Annotated in this window: 22 protein-coding genes; 11 read left to right on the forward strand and 11 right to left on the reverse strand. The window is 67.3% G+C overall.

Translation table 11 applies throughout. The annotated features are described in order from the left end of the window. Positions 1 to 64: 64 nt before the first annotated feature. A complete protein-coding gene (locus tag IB259_RS09130; RefSeq protein ID WP_175181440.1) occupies positions 65 to 994 on the reverse strand; it encodes a dihydrodipicolinate synthase family protein in 930 nt (309 codons plus the stop codon). Positions 995 to 1,218: 224 nt separating this feature from the next. On the opposite strand from IB259_RS09130, the gene IB259_RS09135 reads away from it, so the two are divergent. The 3 genes from IB259_RS09135 to IB259_RS09145 all read left to right on the forward strand — a co-directional run bounded on the left by IB259_RS09135 (position 1,219) and on the right by IB259_RS09145 (position 4,353). Beyond that, positions 1,219 to 2,232, forward strand: a complete 1,014-nt coding sequence (locus IB259_RS09135; protein ID WP_054453632.1) for a tripartite tricarboxylate transporter substrate binding protein — start codon at positions 1,219 to 1,221, stop codon at positions 2,230 to 2,232. A 74-nt stretch (positions 2,233 to 2,306) separates the two neighbouring features. Beyond that, positions 2,307 to 3,293 carry a tripartite tricarboxylate transporter substrate binding protein gene (locus IB259_RS09140; RefSeq protein WP_192328590.1) on the forward strand — a complete coding sequence of 329 codons (987 nt, stop codon included), beginning with the start codon at positions 2,307 to 2,309 and terminating at the stop codon, positions 3,291 to 3,293. 103 nt (positions 3,294 to 3,396) lie between these two features. Next, on the forward strand, positions 3,397 to 4,353 hold the full coding sequence (locus IB259_RS09145; RefSeq protein WP_054452409.1) for a 2-hydroxyacid dehydrogenase: 957 nt from the start codon (positions 3,397 to 3,399) through the stop codon (positions 4,351 to 4,353). A 143-nt stretch (positions 4,354 to 4,496) separates the two neighbouring features. Here the strand turns inward: IB259_RS09145 and IB259_RS09150 are convergent, their stop codons facing one another. The 3 genes from IB259_RS09150 to radA form a co-directional block, all read right to left on the reverse strand. Beyond that, complete coding sequence (locus IB259_RS09150; RefSeq protein ID WP_054452411.1) at positions 4,497 to 4,736, reverse strand: hypothetical protein; 240 nt, start codon at positions 4,734 to 4,736, stop codon at positions 4,497 to 4,499. Between the two features lie 162 nt (positions 4,737 to 4,898). Then, entirely contained in the window at positions 4,899 to 5,678 is a 780-nt protein-coding gene (locus IB259_RS09155; protein WP_119449365.1) for a sulfite exporter TauE/SafE family protein, read from the reverse strand. Between the two features lie 83 nt (positions 5,679 to 5,761). Further along, positions 5,762 to 7,123 (reverse strand): DNA repair protein RadA, encoded by a 1,362-nt coding sequence (radA, locus tag IB259_RS09160; protein WP_059379903.1) that lies wholly within the window; start codon positions 7,121 to 7,123, stop codon positions 5,762 to 5,764. Between the two features lie 413 nt (positions 7,124 to 7,536). Here radA and IB259_RS09165 point away from each other — a divergent pair, with 413 nt between their 5' ends. After that, positions 7,537 to 8,172 carry a hypothetical protein gene (locus IB259_RS09165; protein ID WP_192328593.1) on the forward strand — a complete coding sequence of 212 codons (636 nt, stop codon included), beginning with the start codon at positions 7,537 to 7,539 and terminating at the stop codon, positions 8,170 to 8,172. 98 nt (positions 8,173 to 8,270) lie between these two features. Further along, positions 8,271 to 8,735: a homoprotocatechuate degradation operon regulator HpaR gene (gene hpaR / locus IB259_RS09170; RefSeq protein WP_054452418.1), complete on the forward strand. Its 465-nt coding sequence runs from the start codon at positions 8,271 to 8,273 to the stop codon at positions 8,733 to 8,735. Here hpaR and hpaD read toward each other — a convergent pair whose 3' ends face one another. Both hpaD and hpaE read right to left on the reverse strand, forming a co-directional pair. Then, positions 8,736 to 9,587, reverse strand: a complete 852-nt coding sequence (hpaD, locus tag IB259_RS09175) for a 3,4-dihydroxyphenylacetate 2,3-dioxygenase (RefSeq protein WP_054452420.1) — start codon at positions 9,585 to 9,587, stop codon at positions 8,736 to 8,738. It abuts the gene before it with no gap. A 37-nt stretch (positions 9,588 to 9,624) separates the two neighbouring features. Further along, entirely contained in the window at positions 9,625 to 11,091 is a 1,467-nt protein-coding gene (gene hpaE / locus IB259_RS09180) for a 5-carboxymethyl-2-hydroxymuconate semialdehyde dehydrogenase (RefSeq protein WP_175163550.1), read from the reverse strand. A 201-nt stretch (positions 11,092 to 11,292) separates the two neighbouring features. Between hpaE and IB259_RS09185 the strand changes: the two genes are divergently transcribed. Genes IB259_RS09185 through hpaI form a run of 4 tightly spaced genes read left to right on the forward strand, consistent with a single transcriptional unit; the run spans position 11,293 to position 14,750 of the window. After that, on the forward strand, positions 11,293 to 12,333 hold the full coding sequence (locus tag IB259_RS09185) for a fumarylacetoacetate hydrolase family protein (RefSeq protein ID WP_175181445.1): 1,041 nt from the start codon (positions 11,293 to 11,295) through the stop codon (positions 12,331 to 12,333). Positions 12,334 to 12,348: 15 nt separating this feature from the next. Further along, positions 12,349 to 13,098, forward strand: coding sequence for a fumarylacetoacetate hydrolase family protein (locus tag IB259_RS09190; protein WP_192328596.1), 750 nt, complete (start codon positions 12,349 to 12,351; stop codon positions 13,096 to 13,098). A gap of 33 nt (positions 13,099 to 13,131) precedes the next feature. Then, positions 13,132 to 13,935 carry a 2-oxo-hept-4-ene-1,7-dioate hydratase gene (gene hpaH, locus IB259_RS09195; protein WP_175213720.1) on the forward strand — a complete coding sequence of 268 codons (804 nt, stop codon included), beginning with the start codon at positions 13,132 to 13,134 and terminating at the stop codon, positions 13,933 to 13,935. A 14-nt stretch (positions 13,936 to 13,949) separates the two neighbouring features. Further along, complete coding sequence (gene hpaI, locus IB259_RS09200; RefSeq protein WP_054452428.1) at positions 13,950 to 14,750, forward strand: 4-hydroxy-2-oxoheptanedioate aldolase; 801 nt, start codon at positions 13,950 to 13,952, stop codon at positions 14,748 to 14,750. On the opposite strand, the gene IB259_RS09205 is transcribed toward hpaI, so the two are convergent. The 3 genes from IB259_RS09205 to IB259_RS09215 form a co-directional block, all read right to left on the reverse strand. After that, positions 14,744 to 15,520: an alpha/beta fold hydrolase gene (locus tag IB259_RS09205; RefSeq protein WP_192328599.1), complete on the reverse strand. Its 777-nt coding sequence runs from the start codon at positions 15,518 to 15,520 to the stop codon at positions 14,744 to 14,746. The genes hpaI and IB259_RS09205 overlap by 7 nt on opposite strands. A 10-nt stretch (positions 15,521 to 15,530) precedes the next feature. Then, entirely contained in the window at positions 15,531 to 16,508 is a 978-nt protein-coding gene (locus IB259_RS09210) for a tripartite tricarboxylate transporter substrate binding protein (RefSeq protein WP_119449292.1), read from the reverse strand. A 72-nt stretch (positions 16,509 to 16,580) separates the two neighbouring features. Beyond that, positions 16,581 to 17,474 carry an MBL fold metallo-hydrolase gene (locus tag IB259_RS09215; RefSeq protein ID WP_013394808.1) on the reverse strand — a complete coding sequence of 298 codons (894 nt, stop codon included), beginning with the start codon at positions 17,472 to 17,474 and terminating at the stop codon, positions 16,581 to 16,583. A 109-nt stretch (positions 17,475 to 17,583) separates the two neighbouring features. On the opposite strand from IB259_RS09215, the gene IB259_RS09220 reads away from it, so the two are divergent. Continuing rightward, positions 17,584 to 18,537, forward strand: coding sequence for a LysR substrate-binding domain-containing protein (locus tag IB259_RS09220; protein ID WP_054452434.1), 954 nt, complete (start codon positions 17,584 to 17,586; stop codon positions 18,535 to 18,537). 21 nt (positions 18,538 to 18,558) lie between these two features. On the opposite strand, the gene IB259_RS09225 is transcribed toward IB259_RS09220, so the two are convergent. Next, positions 18,559 to 18,939, reverse strand: a complete 381-nt coding sequence (locus tag IB259_RS09225) for a tautomerase family protein (RefSeq protein ID WP_054452436.1) — start codon at positions 18,937 to 18,939, stop codon at positions 18,559 to 18,561. 81 nt (positions 18,940 to 19,020) lie between these two features. Between IB259_RS09225 and IB259_RS09230 the strand changes: the two genes are divergently transcribed. After that, positions 19,021 to 19,878 carry a LysR substrate-binding domain-containing protein gene (locus IB259_RS09230; protein WP_054452438.1) on the forward strand — a complete coding sequence of 286 codons (858 nt, stop codon included), beginning with the start codon at positions 19,021 to 19,023 and terminating at the stop codon, positions 19,876 to 19,878. A gap of 17 nt (positions 19,879 to 19,895) precedes the next feature. On the opposite strand, the gene IB259_RS09235 is transcribed toward IB259_RS09230, so the two are convergent. Next, positions 19,896 to 20,615, reverse strand: a complete 720-nt coding sequence (locus IB259_RS09235; protein WP_042794220.1) for an SDR family oxidoreductase — start codon at positions 20,613 to 20,615, stop codon at positions 19,896 to 19,898. Between the last annotated feature and the right edge of the window lie 79 nt (positions 20,616 to 20,694).

Below are 20,694 nucleotides of genomic sequence, written 5' to 3' on the forward strand. Positions count from 1 at the left end.
TATGGCGCTGTCCGCGATGGCGGGACAGCGCTCATCGTACCGTCAATGCGCGGCGCCAGTGCGCTCACGCAGCAGCCGCCTCCCGGTCCCAGGCCGCCAGGGCGCGCGCCACCGGCGCCACCCGCTCGCGCTCGGCGGCGGAGATGCCGGTCAGCAGGGGCAGCATCGGCCCCATGTCCGCCACGCCCGACAGCGTCACGGCATCGTGCAGCACGCGGATGGGACTGATGCTGTCGCGGCAGTCTTCCAGGCCCAGGTACTGCTGGCGCACAGCCTCGGCTTCGTCATAGCGGCCGTCGCGCAGCAGATGCAACAGGCGCATCGAACCGCGCGGCGCCACGCAGACCGAGCCGGAGGTGAAGCTCTTCAGGCCGAAATCGCGGTAGTGCACGATGGCCGGACGTTCGCCGATGCCACTGACGATCCAGCGCGCGTCCACCGCCTGCAGCAGCGATGACAGGTAGGCGTCCTGCGACGGATCATCGCGCACGACGGCGTACTTGAAGGCCACGATGCGGCCCTCTTCGATCAGGCGCGCGGCGCTTTCCGGCGCCAGGTAGCCGGACGACTTGATGTAGATCACCGCGGGCTTGCCCAGCGCGTCCGTGAAGCGGCGCACGCCTTCGGCCAGGCCCGCGTCCGTGTAGGGAAAGGACATGGGCAGCAACATGGCCGTGGGAAACGCACGCGTACGCAGGATCGCCGCCTGGTCCATCATCTTGCCGTAGTCGGGCCCCACGGAAGGCAGGATCCACGTGTCCGCGCCCGCCAGTCCGGCCAGCATGTCGACGATGCGCGCGTACTCGCCCACGCCCACGTTGTAGAAGTTGGCGTTGCCGCCATACATCACGTTGCGCACGCCGCCCGCTTCCAGATGGCCGAGCAAGGTCTTGTTGGCCGCCTCGTTCAGGGAAAGATCGTCGTGGCGCGCCAGCGGCGGCACGGCGATGACCGAACGCTGCAAATCCTGCGCGGTGACCGGGGAGGTTTTCATGGACGGGGCTCCTGGCTGATCCTGCTATCGGGTGTGGGGGTTCGAAAAAGTATACTTGGTTGACAAGCACAAGCTCAATACATATATTTGTTTTACAAGTAGTCCGGCAGCAAAACGCAGGGCGCCGCGGGGCGCCATGCGGCGTCAAAGCCTCGGGCCATGCCAGGGGCGGAATACCCCCAGAAACGATGCGCGGCCACGCGCACACCGAGGAGACGAATTCCATGCATGCAGCCCCTGCGCGAGGCCGGTCCGCCTTGGCCGTTCTTTGCAGCGCCGCCCTGGCGGCGGCCGCCTTCCTGTCGCCGGCCGCGCCGGCGCGGGCAGACTACCCGGAACGGGACGTCAAGATCATCGTGCCCTTCCCGGCCGGCGGCACCACCGACATCGCGGCCCGCATCGTCGCCGCCGAACTCGGCAAGACCTGGAACAAGGCCGTGGTGGTGGACAACAAGGCAGGCGCAGGCGGCAACGTCGGCACGGCCGAAGCCGCCCGGGCCGCGCCGGACGGCTACACGCTGCTGATGGGCACCGTCAGCACCCATGCGATCAACCAGTCGGTCTATGCCAAGCTGCCTTACGACCCGGTCAAGGACTTCGTGCCGGTGACGCTGGTCATCCCCGTACCCAACATCCTGGAACTCAACCCCGCGTTTGCCGACAAGCACGGCATCCGCACGGTGGCCGACCTGATCAAGTACCTGAAGGCCAATCCGGGCAGCGTCAACATGGCGTCCACCGGCAACGGCACCTCCACGCATCTGTCGGGAGAGCTGTTCCAGAACATGACGGGCACGCGCATGACCCACGTGCCGTACAAGGGCAGCAGCCCCGCGCTGACCGATGTGATGGCCGGTTCCGCCGATCTGATCTTCGACAACCTGCCATCCTCCATGGGGTTCCTCAAGAGCGGCAAGCTGCGCCCGCTGGCCGTCACCAGCGCCCAGCGTTCACCCGCCTTGCCCGACGTCCCCACCATGGCCGAGGCCGGCGTGCAGGGCTATGACGCGTCCAGCTGGTTCGGCCTGCTGGCGCCCGCCGGCACGCCGCAGGCGGTGGTTGACAAGATCCAGCGCGACGTGGCCGCGGCCCTCAAGCAGGAATCCGTGCGCACGCAGTTGCAGGCGCAAGGCGCCACGCCCTCCGGCAACACGCCGGCCCAGTTCAAACAGTTCATGGCGCAGGAATCCGCCAAATGGGCGGAGGTCGTGAAGAAATCCGGCGCCAAGGTCGACTGACCCCAAGCCGATCCGGGTCCGTCCGCAACGCGTGGGCGGCGGGCTCTTCATCAGCACGCGAACCAGGAGACACCATGAACAAACTGATGAGCGCCGCGGCCGTCGCAGCCGCCGTCGCCGCAGGCGCCGTGCTGCCCGGGATGCCCGCGGCGCAGGCCGCCGGCTATCCCGACAAACCCGTGACCATGATCGTGCCTTTCGTGCCGGGCGGTTCTTCCGACATTACCGCGCGCTCGGTCACGCCGGGGCTGACGAAAATCCTGGGGCAGACCTTCGTGGTCGAAAACAAGCCCGGCGCCAACAGCGCCATCGGCGCGCAGGCGCTGGCCCGCTCCACGCCTGACGGGTACACCATGATGGTCGGCTCCATCGGCACCTTCGCCATCAACGAGGCGCTCTACAAGAACCTGTCGTACAACCCCAGCAAGGACTTCGAATACCTGACGCAGGCGGTGCGCAATCCCAACGTGCTGGTGGCAGCGCCGACGTTTCCGGCCAGCACCGTCGCCGAGCTGGTCGAATACGCGAAGAAGAATCCGGGCAAGGTGTCCTATGCCTCGTCGGGCACGGGTTCGTCGGACCACCTGTCCGCCGTGCTGTTCCGCCAGCGCACCCAGAGCACGGGCGTGGACGTCCCCTACCGCGGCGGCGGCGCGGCCATCGCCGACCTGATCGGCGGGCAGGTCAACGTGTCATTCCAGAACCTGGGCGCGGTCCAGACCCACATCAAGGCCGGCAAGCTCAAGGCGCTGGCCATCACGGGCGACGCCCGCGCCGCCGACCTGCCGGACGTGCCCACGCTGGCCGAGGCCGGCATCAAGGACATGGTGGTGTACTCCTGGCAAGGCTTTACCGTGCCCAAGGGCACGCCCGCGCCCATCGTCCAGCAACTGTCCAAGGCCTTGCAGACCGCGCTGCGCGATCCCCAGACCGAGAAGACCCTGCAAGGCCTGGGCTTCGAGGTCGTGGCCAACACGCCGCAGCAGTTCACGGCATTCCAGCAGGCCGAGGTCAAGCGCTGGAAGGACGTCATCCAGAAAGCCAACATCCAGCTCGAGTAAGGTCGCGATCTGGACCCGGGATGCCCCTGGCGGGCATCCTGTCAGCCTGCATCAAGGCCGGATCAAGTAGCATCAACGTTTTGCCACCCACCTGTACGACAACATGACCACCAAGCATCGCATCATCCAGGTCGGCTCGCTGGCCGGTTCCCCCTACGCCAACAAGACGCTCGCGGACCGCTACGACGTCGTCGAACTATGGAAGTACCCGGACCGCAAGGCGGCGCTGGCCGAGCATGGCAAGGGCGTCACCGCCGTCGTCACGTCCGCCACCTACGGCGCCAACGCCGAACTCATTAACGCCCTGCCCGACCTGAAGGCCATCTGCAGCTGGGGCGTGGGCTACGAGACCATCGACGTCCAGGCCGCCAAGCAGCGCGGCGTGCAGGTCAGCAATACCCCCGACGTGCTGACCGACTGCGTCGCCGATCTGGCCTGGGGCCTCCTGATCGCGGGCGCGCGCCACATGGGCCAGGGCGAACGCTTCGTGCGCGCGGGCCAGTGGGGCCAGGTGCATGGCGGCATCCCGCTGGGCCAGCGCGTCAGCGGCAAGAAGCTGGGCATCGTCGGCCTGGGCCGCATCGGCGAGGCCATCGCCCGCCGCGGCATGGGCTTCGACATGGACGTGCGCTACCACAACCGCCGCAAGCGCGATGACGTGGAATACGGCTACGAAGCCTCGCTCACCGACCTGGCCAAGTGGGCCGACTTCCTCATCGTGGCCACCGTCGGCGGTCCCAGCACGCGCCATCTGGTCAACCGCGAAGTGCTGGAAGCGCTGGGCCCCACGGGCATCATCGTCAACATCGCGCGCGGCCCCGTCATCGACGAGACCGCGCTGGTCGCCGCGCTGGAAGCCGGCAAGCTGGGCTGCGCCGCGCTCGACGTGTTCGAGCACGAGCCCAAGGTGCCCGAAGCGTTGCTCAAGACCGATCGCGCAGTGCTGCTGCCGCACATCGGCAGCGCCACGCTGGAAACCCGCGTAGCCATGGAGAACCTGATGCTGGAAAACCTGCAGGCGTTCTTCGAGACCGGCCGCGTGATCACTCCTGCGGAGTAAGGCCCGCCCTGCGCCGCAGCCGCGGCGCGCCAAATGAAAAAGCCTCTCGGCGCCCATACCGAGAGGCTTTCGACTTTCCGGCCCCCGCGGGAATCGGAAGTCGTTTGCGCAAAGGAACTACCGGGCGCTCAGGCCCTCAGTGCTTACTTCGCTGGCGCCGCTGCGCCGGAATGATCCGTCTTCGCGGCCCCGCCCGATTTGGCCGCCGCCGGTTTGGCGGAGGTCTTGTCGGACTTGTGATGCTTGTGCTGCGCCTGGGTCTTGGTTTCACCCGTCTTGGACGTGGCATCGGCGCCCGCCGCAAACGCCGAAGGCGCGGCAGCCAGACCGAGGCACAGGGCCGAGGTGGATAGGAACGCAGCAATACGGGAGTGAGTCGTCATTTCATGAACTCCTGAATGTAAAAGGACCGAAGTCCTTTTTTCGACACGGGGCGGCAACATCGCCGCTTTACCCGTTCCCGTTTGAACCGGCCCCATCCAGAAGGTTCAGCGCGGAACCAGAAAATTTCGGTCGCTAACGCTTCGAAATATGGCGCGGACGGTTCAGCTCTCGAACGCCAGCAGCGCCACGGTGGCGAACAGCATCAGTGCGAAGCAGGCTCTCAGCTTGCGTTCAGGCAAACGGTACGCAAGCTTCACGCCCACCGGCACGAACAGCAGGCTGCCTATCGCCAGCGGCGCGCCGACCAGCCAATCGGCCTGCCCCGCCCAGGAGTAGGTGATCAACGCGATGAAAGATCCCGGAATCACCATGCTCAGCGCCAGCGCCTGCGCCGTGGTCTGCGGCAACCTGAACACGGACGTGATGATGGGCACGGCCAGCACCGCGCCGCCCACGCCGAAGAAGCCGCCCAGCGTGCCGCACAAAATGCCCAGCACGCTGGCGCGGCGCGGCGTGAAGATCGGGGCATCGCCCTTGGCCGCCGGCTTGCGCGCCGCAACGGGACGCGAGGCGCGCCAGGTCTGCCACACATAAAACAGCGCAATGAAGAACAGGAACACGGCGAAGCTGCGGCGCAGGATGCCGGAATCTATGCCCAGCGCCAGTTGCGCGCCGACCCAGGTGAACACCACGGCCCCGGCCGCTCCCGCCAACGCCACGCGCTTGTCGATGCGGGTCTGCTGGTTGTACTTGCGCACCGCCATCATGATGGTGGGCAGGACCATGATGAGCGCCGTGCCCTGCGCCAACTGCTGCGACATGCCCATCAACAGCACCAGCGCGGGAATCGCGATCAGGCCGCCCCCGATGCCCAGCACGCCGCCCATGAAACCGATCAGGCCGCCCGCAGCCAGGCACGCGGCGATAACTAACAGACTCACTTCTTGCTCCAGCAGGCCCGGCCAGTGCAGGCCGGGCAATCAGAATGTCGATATGAAACCGCCGCAGGCCGCCGCTCTCGGCGTCAGCGCAGCTTGTCCAGCGCGGCGTCCAGCCGGTCCACCGCCCAGATCTCCAGTCCTTCGATGGGCTGGCGCGGCGCGTTGGCCTTGGGGATCAGCGCGATCGAAAAGCCCAGCTTGGCCGCTTCGCGCAAGCGTTCCTGTCCGCGCGGCGCGGGCCGGATCTCGCCCGCCAGGCCGACCTCGCCGAAAGCAATCAGGCCGCGCGGCAGCGGCTTGTCGCGCAGCGAGGACATGATGGCCAGCAGCACCGGCAGGTCAGCCGCAGGTTCCGTGATGCGCACGCCGCCCACCGCGTTGACGAACACGTCCTGGTCAAAGGTGGACACGCCGGCGTGCCGGTGCAGCACCGCCAGCAGCATCGCCAGGCGGTTGCCCTCCAGGCCGACCGTGAGCCGGCGCGGGTTGGGCGCGTGCGAACTATCCACCAGCGCCTGGATCTCCACCAGCAGCGGGCGCGTGCCTTCCTGCGTGGCCATCACGCAGGATCCCGCGACCTGCTGTTCATGCTGCGACAGAAACAGCGCGGAAGGGTTGGCCACGCCGCGCAGCCCGCGGTCCGTCATGGCGAAGACACCCAGTTCATTGACCGCGCCGAAGCGGTTCTTGAAGGCGCGCACCAGGCGGAACGAGGAATGCGTGTCGCCCTCGAAATACAGCACGGTGTCCACGATGTGCTCCAGCACCCGCGGCCCGGCCAGCGCGCCGTCCTTGGTGACGTGGCCGATCATGACGATGGCGATGCCCGTCTGCTTGGCCAGGCGCGTGAGCTGCGCCGCGCATTCGCGCACCTGCGACACCGACCCCGGCGCCGCGGTCAGTTCGCCGCTGTACAGGGTCTGGATCGAGTCGATCACCGCCACAGTGGGCTTCTGCTCCGACACCGCCGCCTGGATCGACTCCAGCCGGATCTCGGCCAGCAGGTTGACGTTGCCCGTCTGCAGGCCCAGGCGGCGCGCACGCAGCGCCACCTGTTCGGCGGATTCCTCGCCCGTCACGTACAGCACGTTGGTGACTTCGGACAGCGAGGCCAGCGCCTGCAGCAGCAAGGTGGACTTGCCTATGCCCGGGTCGCCGCCGATCAGCACCACGGCGCCGGCCACCAGGCCGCCGCCCAGCACACGGTCGAATTCTTCCAGCCCGGTAGGCTGGCGCGGCGTTTCGCGGGCCTCGATTTCAGACAGGCTGCGCACGGGGCTGGCGGCCGCCAGCGGCGCATAACGGTGGGAGGCGGCGGCCGGCGCCGACGATTCCACGGTTTCTTCCAGCGTGTTCCAGGCGTTGCAATGTGGGCATTTGCCCTGCCACTTGGGGGTGGTGCCGCCGCAATCGGAGCACACATATACGGTTCGGGATTTGGCCATGCGCGAAAGTGTACCGGCAAGCCAGGGCGGCATGCGCGCGCACACGCGCGCTTTCGTCCTCGCACGCCCCATGATGGGGCGGTATCTGTCATTCTGCTTTCAAAAACAGGGACGTGCTGAAGTTACATGATGCAAACTCAAGAAATTCTCTGGCGGATTTCTCCAAATCGCGCATAATCATCAGGTGCAGCGCATTGACGAACCGCCCGGCCCAGGGCGGCATACCTGCAGCCAGACGCCCTCGGGGCGCGGCGGCGGGAATCGCGGCGCAATCACCCGCGGCTTTCCAGGAAGCCGCCTAAACCGGAACAGGACCCGAGCTACGACGAGACCGCCGGACCACCGGCGCGGCGTGCGCAGAGGTCAGACGCGGATGCGCCTTGCCACCAGGCGCATGTGCGAGGAGTACGCGCATGAGCATTACCTACCGCCCCCCTTTCGACGAAGACGATGAACGGGATCTGCGCGCCTTGTATCGCAGGCACGGTCCCGGCGCCAATCCCGAATTGGACGCGGCAGTGCGCCGCCGTTGGCATCCCGGCCATAGCTGGCACCCCGCCTGGGGCGCTGCCGCTTGCGCGGCCATGGTCTTCGGCCTGTTCGCCTGGACCGAGATGCGCGAAGCCCAGGATTTTCCCGAGCAGAACACGCCTGTCATCACCCCCCACGAAATAGGGACAAGCTCGGAACGCGCGCCCGCGCTGCTGTCCACGCCTGCGCAAGCGCCCGCCGAACAGTCCGCGCCCGTCACCGAACGCGTGGCCGCGCCGCCGCAAGAAACGGCGCCGCAAGCCGCTCCTGCCCAGGAAGCCGCCCCCGCCGCCCAGGGAACCTCGCCCGCGGAACAACCAGCCGCCGAGCCCGCCGCGCCGGAAACGCCCGCCCTCAGCGATCAAGACATCGAAGCCCGCGTGACCCACATCCGGGCGCTGGTGCGCGAGGAACAGCAGGAAGAGGCCGTACAGGCGCTGCGCGAATTGCAGCAGGCCGCCCCCGACCTGACCCTGCCCGACGACCTGCAGGAACTGGCCCAGCAGAACCCCGCCTGATCACCGCCACCCATCGGCGCCGCGCCCGGCGCGGAACGATGGGCGCGCGCGTCCGATTTCGCTGCGGCGCGGCCCGGCTTCTTGCTAACATAGCCGCCATGAGTCCGAGCTTCCACCACCGCAATCTCCCCCATCTGCTGCTCTACGCGCGTGAAACGCTGATGGCGCACTTCCGCCCCATCCTGCACGCCGCGGGCGTCACCGAACAACAATGGCGGGTGCTGCGCACGCTGAGCGAAGTGGGCTCCATGGAACCCAACCAGATCGCCCGCACCTGCCAGATTCTCAGCCCCAGCCTCACGCGCATGCTGGCGGGCATGCAGGAACAGGGCCTGATCAAGCGCACGCGCTCCAGCGCCGATCAGCGGCGCCAGGAAATTTCGCTGACGCCCAAGAGCAACAAGCTGATCGACCGCATGCGTCCGCAAGTGGACGCGAAGTACCAGGAAATCGAGGCCCGGATCGGCAAGGAATTGCTGGACCGCCTGTATCGCGACGTCGACACCATGGTCGAACTGATCAAGCGCGAGCCCGCCGACGCGCGCGCCTCCGAAGAAGAATGATCAGGCCGGCACCGGGAAGATCGCGTTGATCTGCCCCGTGCCGGAACTGGCGAAGTAATCCGTCACGATCTCCACCGGCTGGTCGTAGCCGTCCCAGCCCAACAGGCCCAGCAGCATCGCGGTATCGTGCATGCCGCCCTCGCCCACGCACAGGTCCGCGTATTCGGGCAGCATGGCGCAGAAGGCCTTCCAGTCGCCCTGGCGCCACAACTCCACCACCCGCAAGTCCACCTGCCGGAAGAACTCGCGGCTGATCTGGTGCATGGCGGCCTCGGGGCTGCCGTTGTCGTTGAAGCGATGCGACAGCGAACCGCTGGCCAGCACCGCCACGCGGCTGTCGCTGGCCTCGATGGCCTGGCGCAACGCCGCGCCGAAGCGGCGGCTTTCGTCCAGCGAGTGCCAGGCGCACCAGGCGGCTACCGACACCACGTTGAAGCGCCCGTCGCCATTCATGTAGCGCATCGGCACCAGTGTGCCGTACTCCAGTTCCAGGCTGTCGATTTCATGCGAACGCGTGCCCACGCCCGCGGCGTTGGCGCATTCAGCGATGCGGCGCCCCAGTTGCGGATTGCCGCGGTAGGCGTAATCCATGTCCTTGATGAAATGCGGCAGCTCGTTGCTGGTGTAGCGGCCCTTGAAGCCGCTGTTGCAGTTCACGTGATAGCCGCCGTTGACCAGCCAGTGCACGTCCAGCACCACGATGCTGTCCACATCCAGGTCGCGGCAACGCTGGCCGATGATGCGATGTCCCTGGATCGCCGCCTCCCTGCAACCCTGGTGCTTGCCAGGCAGTTCCGAAAGATACATGGACGGCACATGCGTTACCTTGGCCGCCAGCGCGAGCTTGCCCATGATGCTAGTCTCCTCGTTCTTGTGGTCGGGGCCGGATTCAGACGCCCCATCTGGGGATGTGGTGGCTGCCCATGGACACGCACACGTTCTTGATCTCGGCAAAGACCTCGTAACTGTATTCGCCGCCTTCGCGTCCCGTGCCCGATTCCTTGGTGCCGCCGAAGGGCTGGCGCAGGTCGCGCACATTCTGGCTGTTGATGAATACCATGCCCGCCTCGATGCCGCGGGCCAGTCGGTGCGCCCGCCCAATGTCGCGGGTCCAGATGTAGGACGCGAGACCGTACTTCACGTCATTGGCCAGCGCCAGGCCCTCTGCCTCGTCCTTGAACGGCAGCAGGCAGGCGACCGGTCCGAAGATCTCTTCCTGCGCGCAACGCATGCGGTTGTCGACATCCGCCAGCACCGTCGGGCTGACGAAATTGCCGCCCGCCAGATGGGCCGGCAAGCCTGCGGGCCGGTCCGCGCCGCCCGCGAGTATGCGCGCGCCTTCCTGCTCGGCCAGGCGGATGTAGCCCGTGACCTTTTCCCAGTGCTGGCGCGTGATCATCGCGCCCACGTGGGTATTGTCATCGGTGGGGTCGCCCACGGCCAGGCGCTGCGCGCGTTCGGCAAACCTGCGCACGAAATCGTCGTAAATGGATTGCTGGATGAAGATGCGCGAACCCGCGGTGCAGCGTTCGCCGTTGAGCGAAAAGATGGTGAAGAGCGCCGCGTCCAGCGCGCGCTCCACGTCCGCGTCGTCGAAGATCAGCACGGGCGACTTGCCGCCCAGTTCCATCGAATACTTCTTGACGCCGCCAGCGCTGGCCAGGATCTTCTTGCCGGTCACGGTGCCGCCGGTGAACGAGATTGCGCGCACGCCGGGATGCCGCACCAGCGCATCGCCAGCGGTGGCGCCGTAGCCCTGCACCACGTTCAGCACGCCAGCCGGAATGCCGGCCTCCAGCGCCAGCATCCCGAGCTGGTCCGCCGTCAGCGGCGAAAGCTCGGACATCTTCAGCACCGCCGTATTGCCCAGCGCCAGGCAAGGCGCCGTCTTCCAGGTGGCGGTCATGAACGGCACGTTCCAGGGCGACACCAGCGCGCACACGCCCACGGGCTGGTACAGCGTGTAGTTCAGCATCTGGTCGTCCACCGGATAGGTGTGGCCGTTCATGCGCGTGCAGACCTCGGCGAAGAAATTGAAATTCTCCGAGGCGCGCGGGATCAGCTGCTTGCGGGTCTGCGAGATCGGCAGCCCGGTGTCGCGGGTTTCCAGTTCGGCCAGCTGCGGCACGTTCTGGTCTATCAGTTCGCCCAGCCTGCGCATCAGGCGGGCGCGTTCCTTGGCAGGCGTGTTGGCCCATTTGGGGAAGGCCTCGGCGGCTGCCGCGACGGCCGCGTCGATCTCGGCCTGCCCGCCCGCGGCCACCTCGGCGATGGGTTCGCCCGTGGCCGGGTTGCTGGTGATGAAGCGGTCGCGGCTGTCGACCTGCTTGCCGTTGATCCAGTGCTTGATGCTCACGCGCGGCTCCTCGTCCTGTCCGCGCCGGACCGTCCGGCGCAAATTTAATTAACAAGTTAACGTTATGCTTGCCGGAACGCGCTGTCAACGTCGGGAAACCCCCAGGCGGAACAGGCCCCGGCAACCCTATGGCCGATTGTTGCCATCGCAGTTTTTCATTAAACTAGTTAACATGATAATTACATCATGCGGAGCAAGGCCATGCCCCATATCTGGATCGAATACTCAGGCAATCTGGCCCTGGATACGCAGGCGCTGATGCGGACCGTGCAGGACGCCGCCGTGGGCGACGGCAGCCTGTTCCCGCTGGCCGGCGCGCGCACCCGCGCGCTGCGCGTGGATGACTGCCTGATCGTCGACGGCCATCCCGACAACGCCTTCGTCCACGTGGTGCTGCGCATCGGCCACGGCCGCAATGCAGAACAGAAAGCCGCCCTGGGCGAGCGGGTGTTCCAGGCGCTGACCGCCGCGCTCGCGCCGCAGATGGCGGCGCGCCCGCTCGGCATCTCGATGCAGATCGAGGAAGCCGACCCGGTGCTGAACTACAAGCTCAACAACTACCGCGAACACCTGGCCGCGCGCGCAGCCGCGGCCGCGGCGCCGTGGCCGCGGACCGTGGTGGGCGCGGCGCTGAACACGCGCCAGGCGCTGGCCGCGCTGGGCGAGGCCGTGGACGCGCCCCCCTACAAGGCCGCGCCCAAGGCGCCCGTGCTCTACATCAAGCCGGCCAATACCTATGCCCGCAATGGCGACGTGATCGCCCTGCCCGCCGGCGTGGACGAGGTCGAAGTGGGCGCCTGCCTGGGCGTGGTGTTCGCCCGCCGTGCGACCCGCGTGAGCGAAGCCGAGGCGCTGGACTATGTGGCGGGGTACCGCGTGGTGGCGGACCTGTCCGTGCCGCACGCCAGCTACTTCCGCCCCGCGCTCAAGCAGAAATGCCGCGACGGCTTCTGCCCCATCGGCCAGGATCTCGCCCCCGTCGCAGCGGTCGGCGACGTGGATGCCCTGGACATCGAAGTGCGCATCGACGGCCAGGTGGCGCAGCGCGCCAGCACCGCCGACCTGATCCGTCCCGTAGCGCGGCTGATCGCCGACGTGACCCAGTTCATGACGCTGGAAGCGGGCGACATCCTGCTGGCCGGCACGCCCCACGGCGCGCCGCGCGCGCGCGCCGGACAGCGCTACGAGATCAGCATTTCCCGGGTTGGCACGCTGGGCAATGCGCTGGCCGCCGCCCGATAAGCCCAGGAGCCCGCCATGAAACATGCCCGTATTTCCCTGGACGGCGTCATCCATGCCGCCACCGAAGCCGGCCCCGGCCAGGTCCGCCTGGCCGACGGACGCGTGTATGCCGAAGACGCGGTGCAATGGCTGCCGCCCTTCGAGCCGCGCACCACCTTCACGCTGGCCATCAACTATGCCGACCACGCCAAGGAACTGGCGTTCAAGGCCCCGGACGAGCCGCTGGGCTTCCTCAAGGCCGCCAACGCCTTCGTCGGGCACCGCGCCCAGACCTTGCGCCCCGCCGACGTCGCCTTCATGCACTACGAATGCGAACTGGCGGTGGTAATAGGCAAGACCGCCAGCAAGGTCAGCCGCGCCCAGGCCTATGACTGCGTGGCCGGCTACACCGTGGCCAACGACTATGCGCTGCGCGACTACCTGGAAAACTGGTACCGCCCCAATCTGCGCGTGAAAAGCCGCGACACCTGCACACCGCTAGGCCCCTGGCTGGTGGACCGCGACGACGTGCCCGACCCCATGAACCTCAACCTGCGCACCACCGTCAACGGCGTGGAGACGCAGCGCGGCAATACCCGCGACATGGTGTTCGACGTGCCCGCGCTGATCGAGTACTTCAGCAGCTTCATGACGCTCTCGCCCGGCGACCTGATCCTGACCGGCACGCCCGACGGCATCGTCAACGTGCAGCCCGGCGACGAAGTCGTGACCGAGATCGAAGGCGTGGGACGGCTGGTCAACACGCTCGTCCCCTTCCCCAATTGATTCCACTCCAACTCCATGACACCTGGAACTCCGATGCTAGATAAAGATACCGTGCGCGCCATCGCCGCGCGCCTGCACGAAGCCGAACGCACCCGCCAGCAGATCCGCCAGATTTCGCTCGAGTACCCAGACATCACCATTGCCGACGCCTATGCCATCCAGCGCGCCTGGATGGACATCAAGCTGGCCGAAGGCCGCATCAAGCGCGGCCACAAGATCGGCCTGACCTCGCGCGCCATGCAACAGGCCTCGCAGATCGACGAACCCGACTTCGGCATGCTGCTGGACGACATGTTCTTCAATGACGGCGCGGACATACCCGCGGGCCGCTTCATCCTGCCGCGGCTGGAAGTCGAACTCGCCTTCGTGCTGGGCAAGCGCCTGCAAGGCCCCGACGTCACGCTGTTCCAGGTCTATGACGCGGTCGACTACGTGGTCCCGGCGCTGGAGATCATCGACGCGCGCTCGCACAGCATCGACCCCGACAGCAAGCGCCCGCGCAAGGTGTTCGACACCATCGCCGACAACGCCGCCAACGCCGGCGTGGTGATGGGCGGACGGCCGGTGAAGATCGGCGAGCTGGACCTGCGCTGGATCGGCGCCATCCTGTCGCGCAACGCCGTGATCGAGGAAACCGGCGTGGCCGCGGGCGTCTTGAACCATCCCGCCAATGGCGTAGTATGGCTGGCGAACAAGCTGGCCGCCCACGACGTGGCGCTGGAAGCGGGAGAGATCATCCTGTCGGGCTCCTTCACCCGGCCGGTGCTGGCCCGCCCTGGCGATACCTTCAACGTCGATTACGGCGTGCTGGGTTCCGTCAACTGCCATTTCATCTGACCACGCCACCATCCATGGACATATTGACCAACACCTTCAAGCAGGCCCTGCGCAGCGGCAAGCCCCAGATCGGCCTGTGGGCGGGCCTGGCCAGCGCCTACTCCACCGAAATCATCGCCGGCGCGGGCTTCGACTGGCTGCTGATCGACGGCGAGCACGCGCCCAACACCTTGCAGACCACGCTGCAACAGCTGCAATCCATGGCCGCCTATCCGGTCGCTCCGGTGGTGCGGCCGGCCTGGAACGACGCGGTGCAGATCAAGCAGATCCTGGACACCGGCGCGCAGACGCTGCTGGTGCCCATGGTGCAATCCGCGGAAGAAGCCGCGGCCGCCGTGGCCGCGGTGCGCTATCCGCCGCAAGGCGTGCGCGGCGTGGGCAGCGCGCTGGCCCGTTCGTCGCGCTGGAACCGCATCCCCGACTACCTGCGCCGCGCCAATGACGAAATGTGCGTTCTGGTGCAGATCGAAACGCCGCGCGGCGTGGACGCGCTGGAAGAGATCCTCGCGGTGGACGGCGTGGACGGTGCCTTCATCGGCCCGGCCGACCTCTCGGCCAGCATGGGCTACCTGGGCCAGCCGGAGCATCCGGAAGTGGTCAAGGCGATCGACGACGCCATCCTGCGCATCGTGCGCAGCGGCAAGGCCGCCGGCATCCTGCATAGCGGCGTGGACCGCGCCAAGCACTATCTGTCGCTGGGCGCGACCTTCGTCGCCGTGGGCGTGGACGCAACCCTGCTGGCGCGCGCGGCCGAACAGCTGGCGGGCCAATTCAAGAACGCGGCCGCCCCCGTGGCGGCCAAGGGTCCCTACTGACCCGCAGGCCGGGGCGCACCGTCCCGGCCCGCCAGGAACTCGCGCACGGCGGTATTGAACAATAGCGGGCGCTCCAGGTGCGCGGCATGCCCGCAGTCCGGCAGCACGCACAGGCTGCCGTGGGTCAAGGCGGCGCGCAAGGCCAGCGCCGAGGGCAGCGGATGGCTGCGTTCAAGTTCGCCCGATATGACCAGCACCGGCGCGCGCACCGCCGCCAGCGCCTGCGTGTAGTCCACGCCCGCAACCGCCGCGATCATCGAGGACGCGCCGGCCGCGCTCATGGTCATGCCGTCTTCCAGGCAGCCCGCGTAGGCCGGCGCCTGCTCCCCCTGCCGGAACCAGGCGCCCAGCACGCGCCTGGCGGTGGCCCGCGGGCCGTCCGCGCGCAGGCGCGCCAAGGTCTGGTCCATGGGCTCAAAGCGCGCGGCGCCATCTACCCTCAAGCCCGCGCCGTACAGCACGGCACGGCCGACGCGCCCCGGAACCGCGCACAGCAGCTGCTGCGCAACGAAGCCGCTGAACGAATGCCCCAATACGTCGAAGCTGGCGATGCCCAGTTCATCCGCCAGCGCGACGAGCGCGTCCGCGTAGGCCGGCAAACCCTGCAAGGGAGCCGCTTGCGCGCCGCGTCCGAAGCCCGGCCAATCCACGGCGATCACGTCATGCTCATCGGCCAGCGCGCCCAACAGGCCGCTCCAGATCGCGGACGATGAACAGAAACCATGCAGCAGGAACAGCGGGCGGCCTGAACCGCGGCGCGTGTACTTCATGTCCCGCTCCTCAGTTGTCCAGCACCACGCCGGATTCGCGCACCACCGCCTGCCATTGCGGCGCTTCGCGGCGCCAGGCCGAGGCGAACGACGCGGGCGTGTCCTGTCCCGGTACGAAGCCGCCCGCCAGGAACGCCTGGCGCACCTCCGGCAAGGCCAGCACCTCGTGCAGGACGTCGGCAAAGCGCGCCACGCGCTCGGGCGGCGTGCCCTTGGGCGCGGCAAAGCCCCACCAGTTGCCCTGCACCACGTCCGGCATGCCAGCCTCGGCCGCGGTAGGCACGTCGGGCAGGCCGGCAAAGCGCTCGGGAGCCGCCACCGCCAAGGCCCGCACCTTGCCCTGCGGCATGTAGGCCGCGGCGATGCTGTAGCCGCCGATGTACATCTGGATCTCGTTGGCCAGCAAGGCCTGCACCCCCGGCGAGGAACCGCGGTAGGCGATGTGCGTCATGCCCGCACCCATGGCATGCGACAGGCGGTAGCCGGAAAGATGCGGCGTAGTGCCCATGCCCGGCGATCCGTAGTTCAGCTTGCCGGCCTGCGCGCGCGCATACTGCGCGAACTGCGCGTAGTCCTGCGCCGGCACTTGCGCGCTGACGTAGACGAAGGCCGGCACGTCCGCCAGCTTGCCCACCGGCTCCAGGTCGGCCAGCGGATCGAAGCCCAGCTTGCGGTACAGGAACTGGTTGATGACGAAGTTGTTGGTCGCGCCCAGCACCAGCGTGTAGCCGTCGGGCTTGGCGCGCGCCACCTCCAGCGCGCCGATGTTGCCGCCGGCGCCCGTCTTGTAATCGACGACGAGAGGCTGGCCCAGACGCTTTTCCAGCAGGGGCTGGATCTGGCGCATGGCCACGTCGCCCGCCGCGCCCGGCGCGTACGGCAGGACGACGCGGATGGGATGATCGGGATACTGCGCCCGGGCGGCCAGCGGCGATGCCGCCAGGCCCCAGGCAAGCAAAACGGATACGGCGCAAGTCCGGTACGTCATGGTGTTCTCCCTGGCCGGCGGGCCGTGCCCGCGCGCGCCGGCCCGGCGGCCGGCAGGTTTTCCTCGCGGATGCTACAGGTCGATGCGCATCAGGTCATGGGCCAGCCGCAGCGGGCCCGAATAGTTCTTGCGGATGTCGGCCACGATCTCGTCCATCAAGTGCGGTCCCATCAGTTCCACCGGCAGATGCTTGGCCGCGGCGCGCTTGATCACCGGACTGGTCGAATCGAAATGGCCGAAGTGCGTCGCCACCAGGCTCTTGACGCCGGCGCGGCTGGCGATGATGCCAAGGTCCGTGGGGCTGGTGTGCGCATAGGTGCCCACGCCGGTCTTGGCGCGGTGCGCGATGAATGATTCTGGAAAGGTGCATTCATGGATCAACAGGTCTGCGTCCTGCGCCAGGCGCACCATGGCTTCACAGGGCGCGGTGTCGCCGCTGAACGCGATGACCTTGCCTTCGGCCTCCACCCGCACGCCGAAGCATTCGCAGACGTCGCGCGGAATGTGCTCCACCCAATCGACCGAAATGCGCACCCTGCCGTCGTCGAACACCGGCCCGGGGCTGACTTCCCGCACCTCGGGCCGCATGGCTTCCAGATTGGCCTGGCGTACCGGATAGGCGCTGCGCGCCTGGTAGTCGGTGTGGTAGGCGCCGTTCTCGAACAGGTGGTCGACGAAATGGCGGGTGCCCTTCGGCCCCAGCACCAGCGGCGCGCCGGTCTTGTTCAGCATCCAGCTGGAGATGACGAAGTAGGGATAGTCGCAGATGTGGTCGTGGTGCAGGTGCGTCAGGAACACGAAGCCGACCTTGGCCGGATCGACGTTGGCGCGCACCATCTGGCGCGTGGCGCCCTCGCCGCAGTCAAACAGGTAGTGGGTATCGTCATCCAGGGTCAGCAGGATGGCGGACTGGCCCCGGTCGGGATCGGGCAGCGCGGCTCCGGTTCCCAGCATCGTGATCTTCATGTTTTCCCCTTTTGCACAGGTCGGTTGAACTGCGATCCAGTATAGGGATGGGGTGCATACAATCTAATCAATTATTAGAATGCTGTGATAACCAACAGGAATTGCAAAAATGCCTGCCACGCCCCGCATTCCCGAACTGCACCACATTGGCGGACGCCTGCGCATGCGCCACCTGGACCTGCTGCGCGCCCTCTATGCCCTGGGCAGCGTGCACAAGGCCGCGGCCGAGCTCGGCATGACGCAGCCCGCGGCCAGCAAGCAGCTGCTGGAACTGGAAGACATGTTCGGCGTGCCGCTGTTCCAGCGCACGCGCCGCGGCATCGTGCCCACGGGCTTCGGCCATGCGCTGGCGCGCAAGGCGGATGTGCTCTGGTCCGACCTGTCCGGCGCGCGCAATGAAATCGCCGCGCTGGCCGCCGGCGCCAGCGGCCGCATCCGCGTCGGCGTGCAGCAGGTGGCCCTGCCCGTGCTGGTGCCGCGCGCCCTGCAGCGCCTGCGCGCCGACCATGCCGGCGTCACCGTCATGCTGCAGGAAGGCGCGCACGACGCGCTGCTGGCCGGCCTGGCGCGCGGCGAACTCGATTGCGTACTGGGCCGCCTGATGCTGGACGCGACACAGCCCGTGTTCCGTACCGAGGTTCTGTACGAAGAGCCCATCTGCGTGGTGGCGCGCGTCGGCCATCCGCTGGCCAAGTCCACCCGCATCACCGCCGCTGCGCTGGCGCGGCAGGACTGGATCCTGCCGCCGCCCCAGGCGCCACTGCGCCAGCGCATCGACTCCTACTTCGCCGAACAGGGACTGACGCTGCGCGCGCCCATGGCCGAATCGGTATCGCTGCTGGCCAACGAGGTGCTATTGCGCAGCAGCGACCTGCTTTCGGCCATGCCGCGCGCGGTGGCGCAGCACTATGCCGCGCTGGGCGTGCTGGCCATCCTGAGATTCCGCCCCGACTGGAACCTGCCGCCGGTAGGCGTGGTGCAGCGCGCGCAGGTTGAAGCGGCGCCGGCGCTGCAGCGCTTTCTGGACGCGCTGCGGGTGGAAGCTGGCGCGCTGGGCGCGTAGCGCCGCAGCCGCCTCCCGGTCTCAAGCGTATTGCGCGAGACCGTAACCGAAAGACCAGTTCTCTTTCGCCACCTCCACCAGGTTCACGAACACGTCCTCGGGCCTCAGGCCGGGATCTTCGCCCAGGCGCTGCGCGATCCGCTGGAACAGCGCCTTCTTCTGTTCCAGGCTGCGCGTGTTGTTCGCCGTGATCTGGATGTAGACGAGGTCGTCGCTGCGCGCCACGTCCATGTAGGTCGGGCTATAGCGGAAGTTCGACGCCTCATGCTCGGTCATGGTCATGAATTGGTCGTCTTCGGGAACATTGAACGTTTCGCGCATGGCCAGATAGATATTGTCGAAGATGGCCTGGCGATAGGCTTGCGGCTTGCCAGCGCGCAATGAGACATGGACTAGCGGCATGGTGGTTCTCCGTTGTTGTGCCATTTCATGTTAGCCATTCTGATAAGCTATGGCTCTATATTTCAATGATAAGCATTTGAAATGACTGAACGCCCACTGGATATCGCCGCGGTCAGGGCCTTTGTCCGCATTGCCGAACTGGGCAGCTTCACGCGCGCCGCCGAAGTCCTGCAGACGACGCAGGCCGCCATCAGCCTGAAACTCAAGCGGCTCGAGGACCGGCTCGGTTTCCGCCTGATCGAACGCACGCCGCGGTATGTGGAGCTTTCGGCCAGGGGCGCCGCCTTTCTTGGACAGGCGCGCGAACTGCTGGCGGCGCATGACCGTGCGCTGTCCGCGGCTGCCGAGGACAGGCAGCGCCTTGCCGTCGGCATCAGCGAACACGTGGCGGGACCGGAACTGCCGGCGCTGATCGCGCGCATGAACGCGGCGGATCCCCAGTTGCTGATCGAAATCCGGATTGCCTCATCCGGCGATTTGCTCCAGAGCTACGACCGGCGCGAACTCGATACGGTGATCGTGCGCCTGCATGCGGGACGCGATGACGGCCAGGTCCTGACCAAGGAAAAATTCGGTTGGTACGCGGCGCCCGACTGGCAGCACCGGGCAGGCGAACCGCTGCCCCTGGCCACCATGGCGCAACCTTGCGGCGTGCGCGCCATCGCCGAACAACTGCTCGACGAATCGGGCATACCGTGGACGGAAGTTTTTGTGGGCGGCGGCGTAATGGCGGTCGCGTCCGCCGTGATGGCGGGACTCGGCGTTGCGGCGCTGTCTCCGCGCATGCTGCCCTTCGGCGCGGTCGACGCTGGCCCGAGGATGGGACTGCCTGCCCTGCCGCAACTGCCGGTCTTACTGCACACCAGGGTCAGGGATGGCCGCGCGCGCGATGCGCTGACGGCCCTGGGCGCGGCGTTCCGCAGCGCAGTGAAAGGCTGAAAACAAGCCTGAAAACGTCAGGAACGGCCGCCCAGGCTGCCGCCGCCATCCACGCCCAGCACCTGCCCGGTGATGAAGCCGGCATCGTCCGACAGCAGGAAGGCAATCGCGGCCGCCACTTCGGCGGGCGTGCCCAAACGCTTCATGGGCACGGAGGCCAGCGCGCGCTTTTCGGCGTCGCTGCCGGCAGGCCGCGTGGCGCGGAACATCTCGGTTTCGATCGGGCCGGGGGCCACCGCGTTGGCGGTGACGCCGTATTCGGCCAGTTCCAGCGCCCAGGTGCGCGTGCAGCCGACCAGCGCGCTCTTGGCGGCCGAATAGGCGGTGCGCTCCAGGCCGCCGTGGATGGCGCGGCTGACCACGTTGACGATGCGCCCTGCGCGGCGCACCTTCATGGATTCGATGAAGGCCTGGGTGACTTGCACCGCCACCCGCACGTTCAGGTCGAGCACGTTGTACAGCGTGGCCAGATCGATCTCGCCCAGCGGCTGGGGCGAGACGATACCGACGTTGTTGACCACGGCGTCGACCGGGAATTTCTCGCGGATCTCGCGCAGCACCTCTTCGGTGCGGCCGGCGTCCGCCAGGTCACAGGCATAGAGGTAGCCCGGGAAGTCCACGTCGGTGGTGTTGCGCGCGATGCCCACCACATGACAGCCCATGTCGGACAGCCGCTGAGTAAGCGCCCAGCCTATGCCTTTGGTGGCGCCCGTGACGAGCACGCATTTGTCCTTCATGGGTTGAAACCTCGCTTCTGTTTTCTTGGTAAAAAACGGGCGCTTGGGCGCCCGGTCTTCCAAGTAGACACCATCCGGC

The organism is Achromobacter sp. ACM04 (assembly GCF_014851465.1).
Lineage (GTDB): Bacteria > Pseudomonadota > Gammaproteobacteria > Burkholderiales > Burkholderiaceae_B > Achromobacter > Achromobacter aegrifaciens.

What these genes read in the sequence shown, in the direction of transcription:
- IB259_RS09215 (WP_013394808.1), bottom strand. Translation starts at nt 17,474, where the DNA reads ATGAAGATCACGATGCTGGGAACCGGAGCCGCGCTGCCCGATCCCGAC.
- hpaH (WP_175213720.1), top strand. Translation starts at nt 13,132, where the DNA reads ATGCTAGATAAAGATACCGTGCGCGCCATCGCCGCGCGCCTGCACGAA.
- IB259_RS09205 (WP_192328599.1), bottom strand. Translation starts at nt 15,520, where the DNA reads ATGAAGTACACGCGCCGCGGTTCAGGCCGCCCGCTGTTCCTGCTGCAT.
- IB259_RS09220 (WP_054452434.1), top strand. Translation starts at nt 17,584, where the DNA reads ATGCCTGCCACGCCCCGCATTCCCGAACTGCACCACATTGGCGGACGC.
- IB259_RS09230 (WP_054452438.1), top strand. Translation starts at nt 19,021, where the DNA reads ATGACTGAACGCCCACTGGATATCGCCGCGGTCAGGGCCTTTGTCCGC.
- IB259_RS09235 (WP_042794220.1), bottom strand. Translation starts at nt 20,615, where the DNA reads ATGAAGGACAAATGCGTGCTCGTCACGGGCGCCACCAAAGGCATAGGC.
- IB259_RS09190 (WP_192328596.1), top strand. Translation starts at nt 12,349, where the DNA reads ATGAAACATGCCCGTATTTCCCTGGACGGCGTCATCCATGCCGCCACC.
- hpaR (WP_054452418.1), top strand. Translation starts at nt 8,271, where the DNA reads ATGAGTCCGAGCTTCCACCACCGCAATCTCCCCCATCTGCTGCTCTAC.
- radA (WP_059379903.1), bottom strand. Translation starts at nt 7,123, where the DNA reads ATGGCCAAATCCCGAACCGTATATGTGTGCTCCGATTGCGGCGGCACC.
- hpaI (WP_054452428.1), top strand. Translation starts at nt 13,950, where the DNA reads ATGGACATATTGACCAACACCTTCAAGCAGGCCCTGCGCAGCGGCAAG.
- IB259_RS09130 (WP_175181440.1), bottom strand. Translation starts at nt 994, where the DNA reads ATGAAAACCTCCCCGGTCACCGCGCAGGATTTGCAGCGTTCGGTCATC.
- hpaD (WP_054452420.1), bottom strand. Translation starts at nt 9,587, where the DNA reads ATGGGCAAGCTCGCGCTGGCGGCCAAGGTAACGCATGTGCCGTCCATG.
- IB259_RS09210 (WP_119449292.1), bottom strand. Translation starts at nt 16,508, where the DNA reads ATGACGTACCGGACTTGCGCCGTATCCGTTTTGCTTGCCTGGGGCCTG.
- IB259_RS09185 (WP_175181445.1), top strand. Translation starts at nt 11,293, where the DNA reads ATGCCCCATATCTGGATCGAATACTCAGGCAATCTGGCCCTGGATACG.
- IB259_RS09165 (WP_192328593.1), top strand. Translation starts at nt 7,537, where the DNA reads ATGAGCATTACCTACCGCCCCCCTTTCGACGAAGACGATGAACGGGAT.
- IB259_RS09145 (WP_054452409.1), top strand. Translation starts at nt 3,397, where the DNA reads ATGACCACCAAGCATCGCATCATCCAGGTCGGCTCGCTGGCCGGTTCC.
- IB259_RS09140 (WP_192328590.1), top strand. Translation starts at nt 2,307, where the DNA reads ATGAACAAACTGATGAGCGCCGCGGCCGTCGCAGCCGCCGTCGCCGCA.
- IB259_RS09150 (WP_054452411.1), bottom strand. Translation starts at nt 4,736, where the DNA reads ATGACGACTCACTCCCGTATTGCTGCGTTCCTATCCACCTCGGCCCTG.
- IB259_RS09225 (WP_054452436.1), bottom strand. Translation starts at nt 18,939, where the DNA reads ATGCCGCTAGTCCATGTCTCATTGCGCGCTGGCAAGCCGCAAGCCTAT.
- IB259_RS09135 (WP_054453632.1), top strand. Translation starts at nt 1,219, where the DNA reads ATGCATGCAGCCCCTGCGCGAGGCCGGTCCGCCTTGGCCGTTCTTTGC.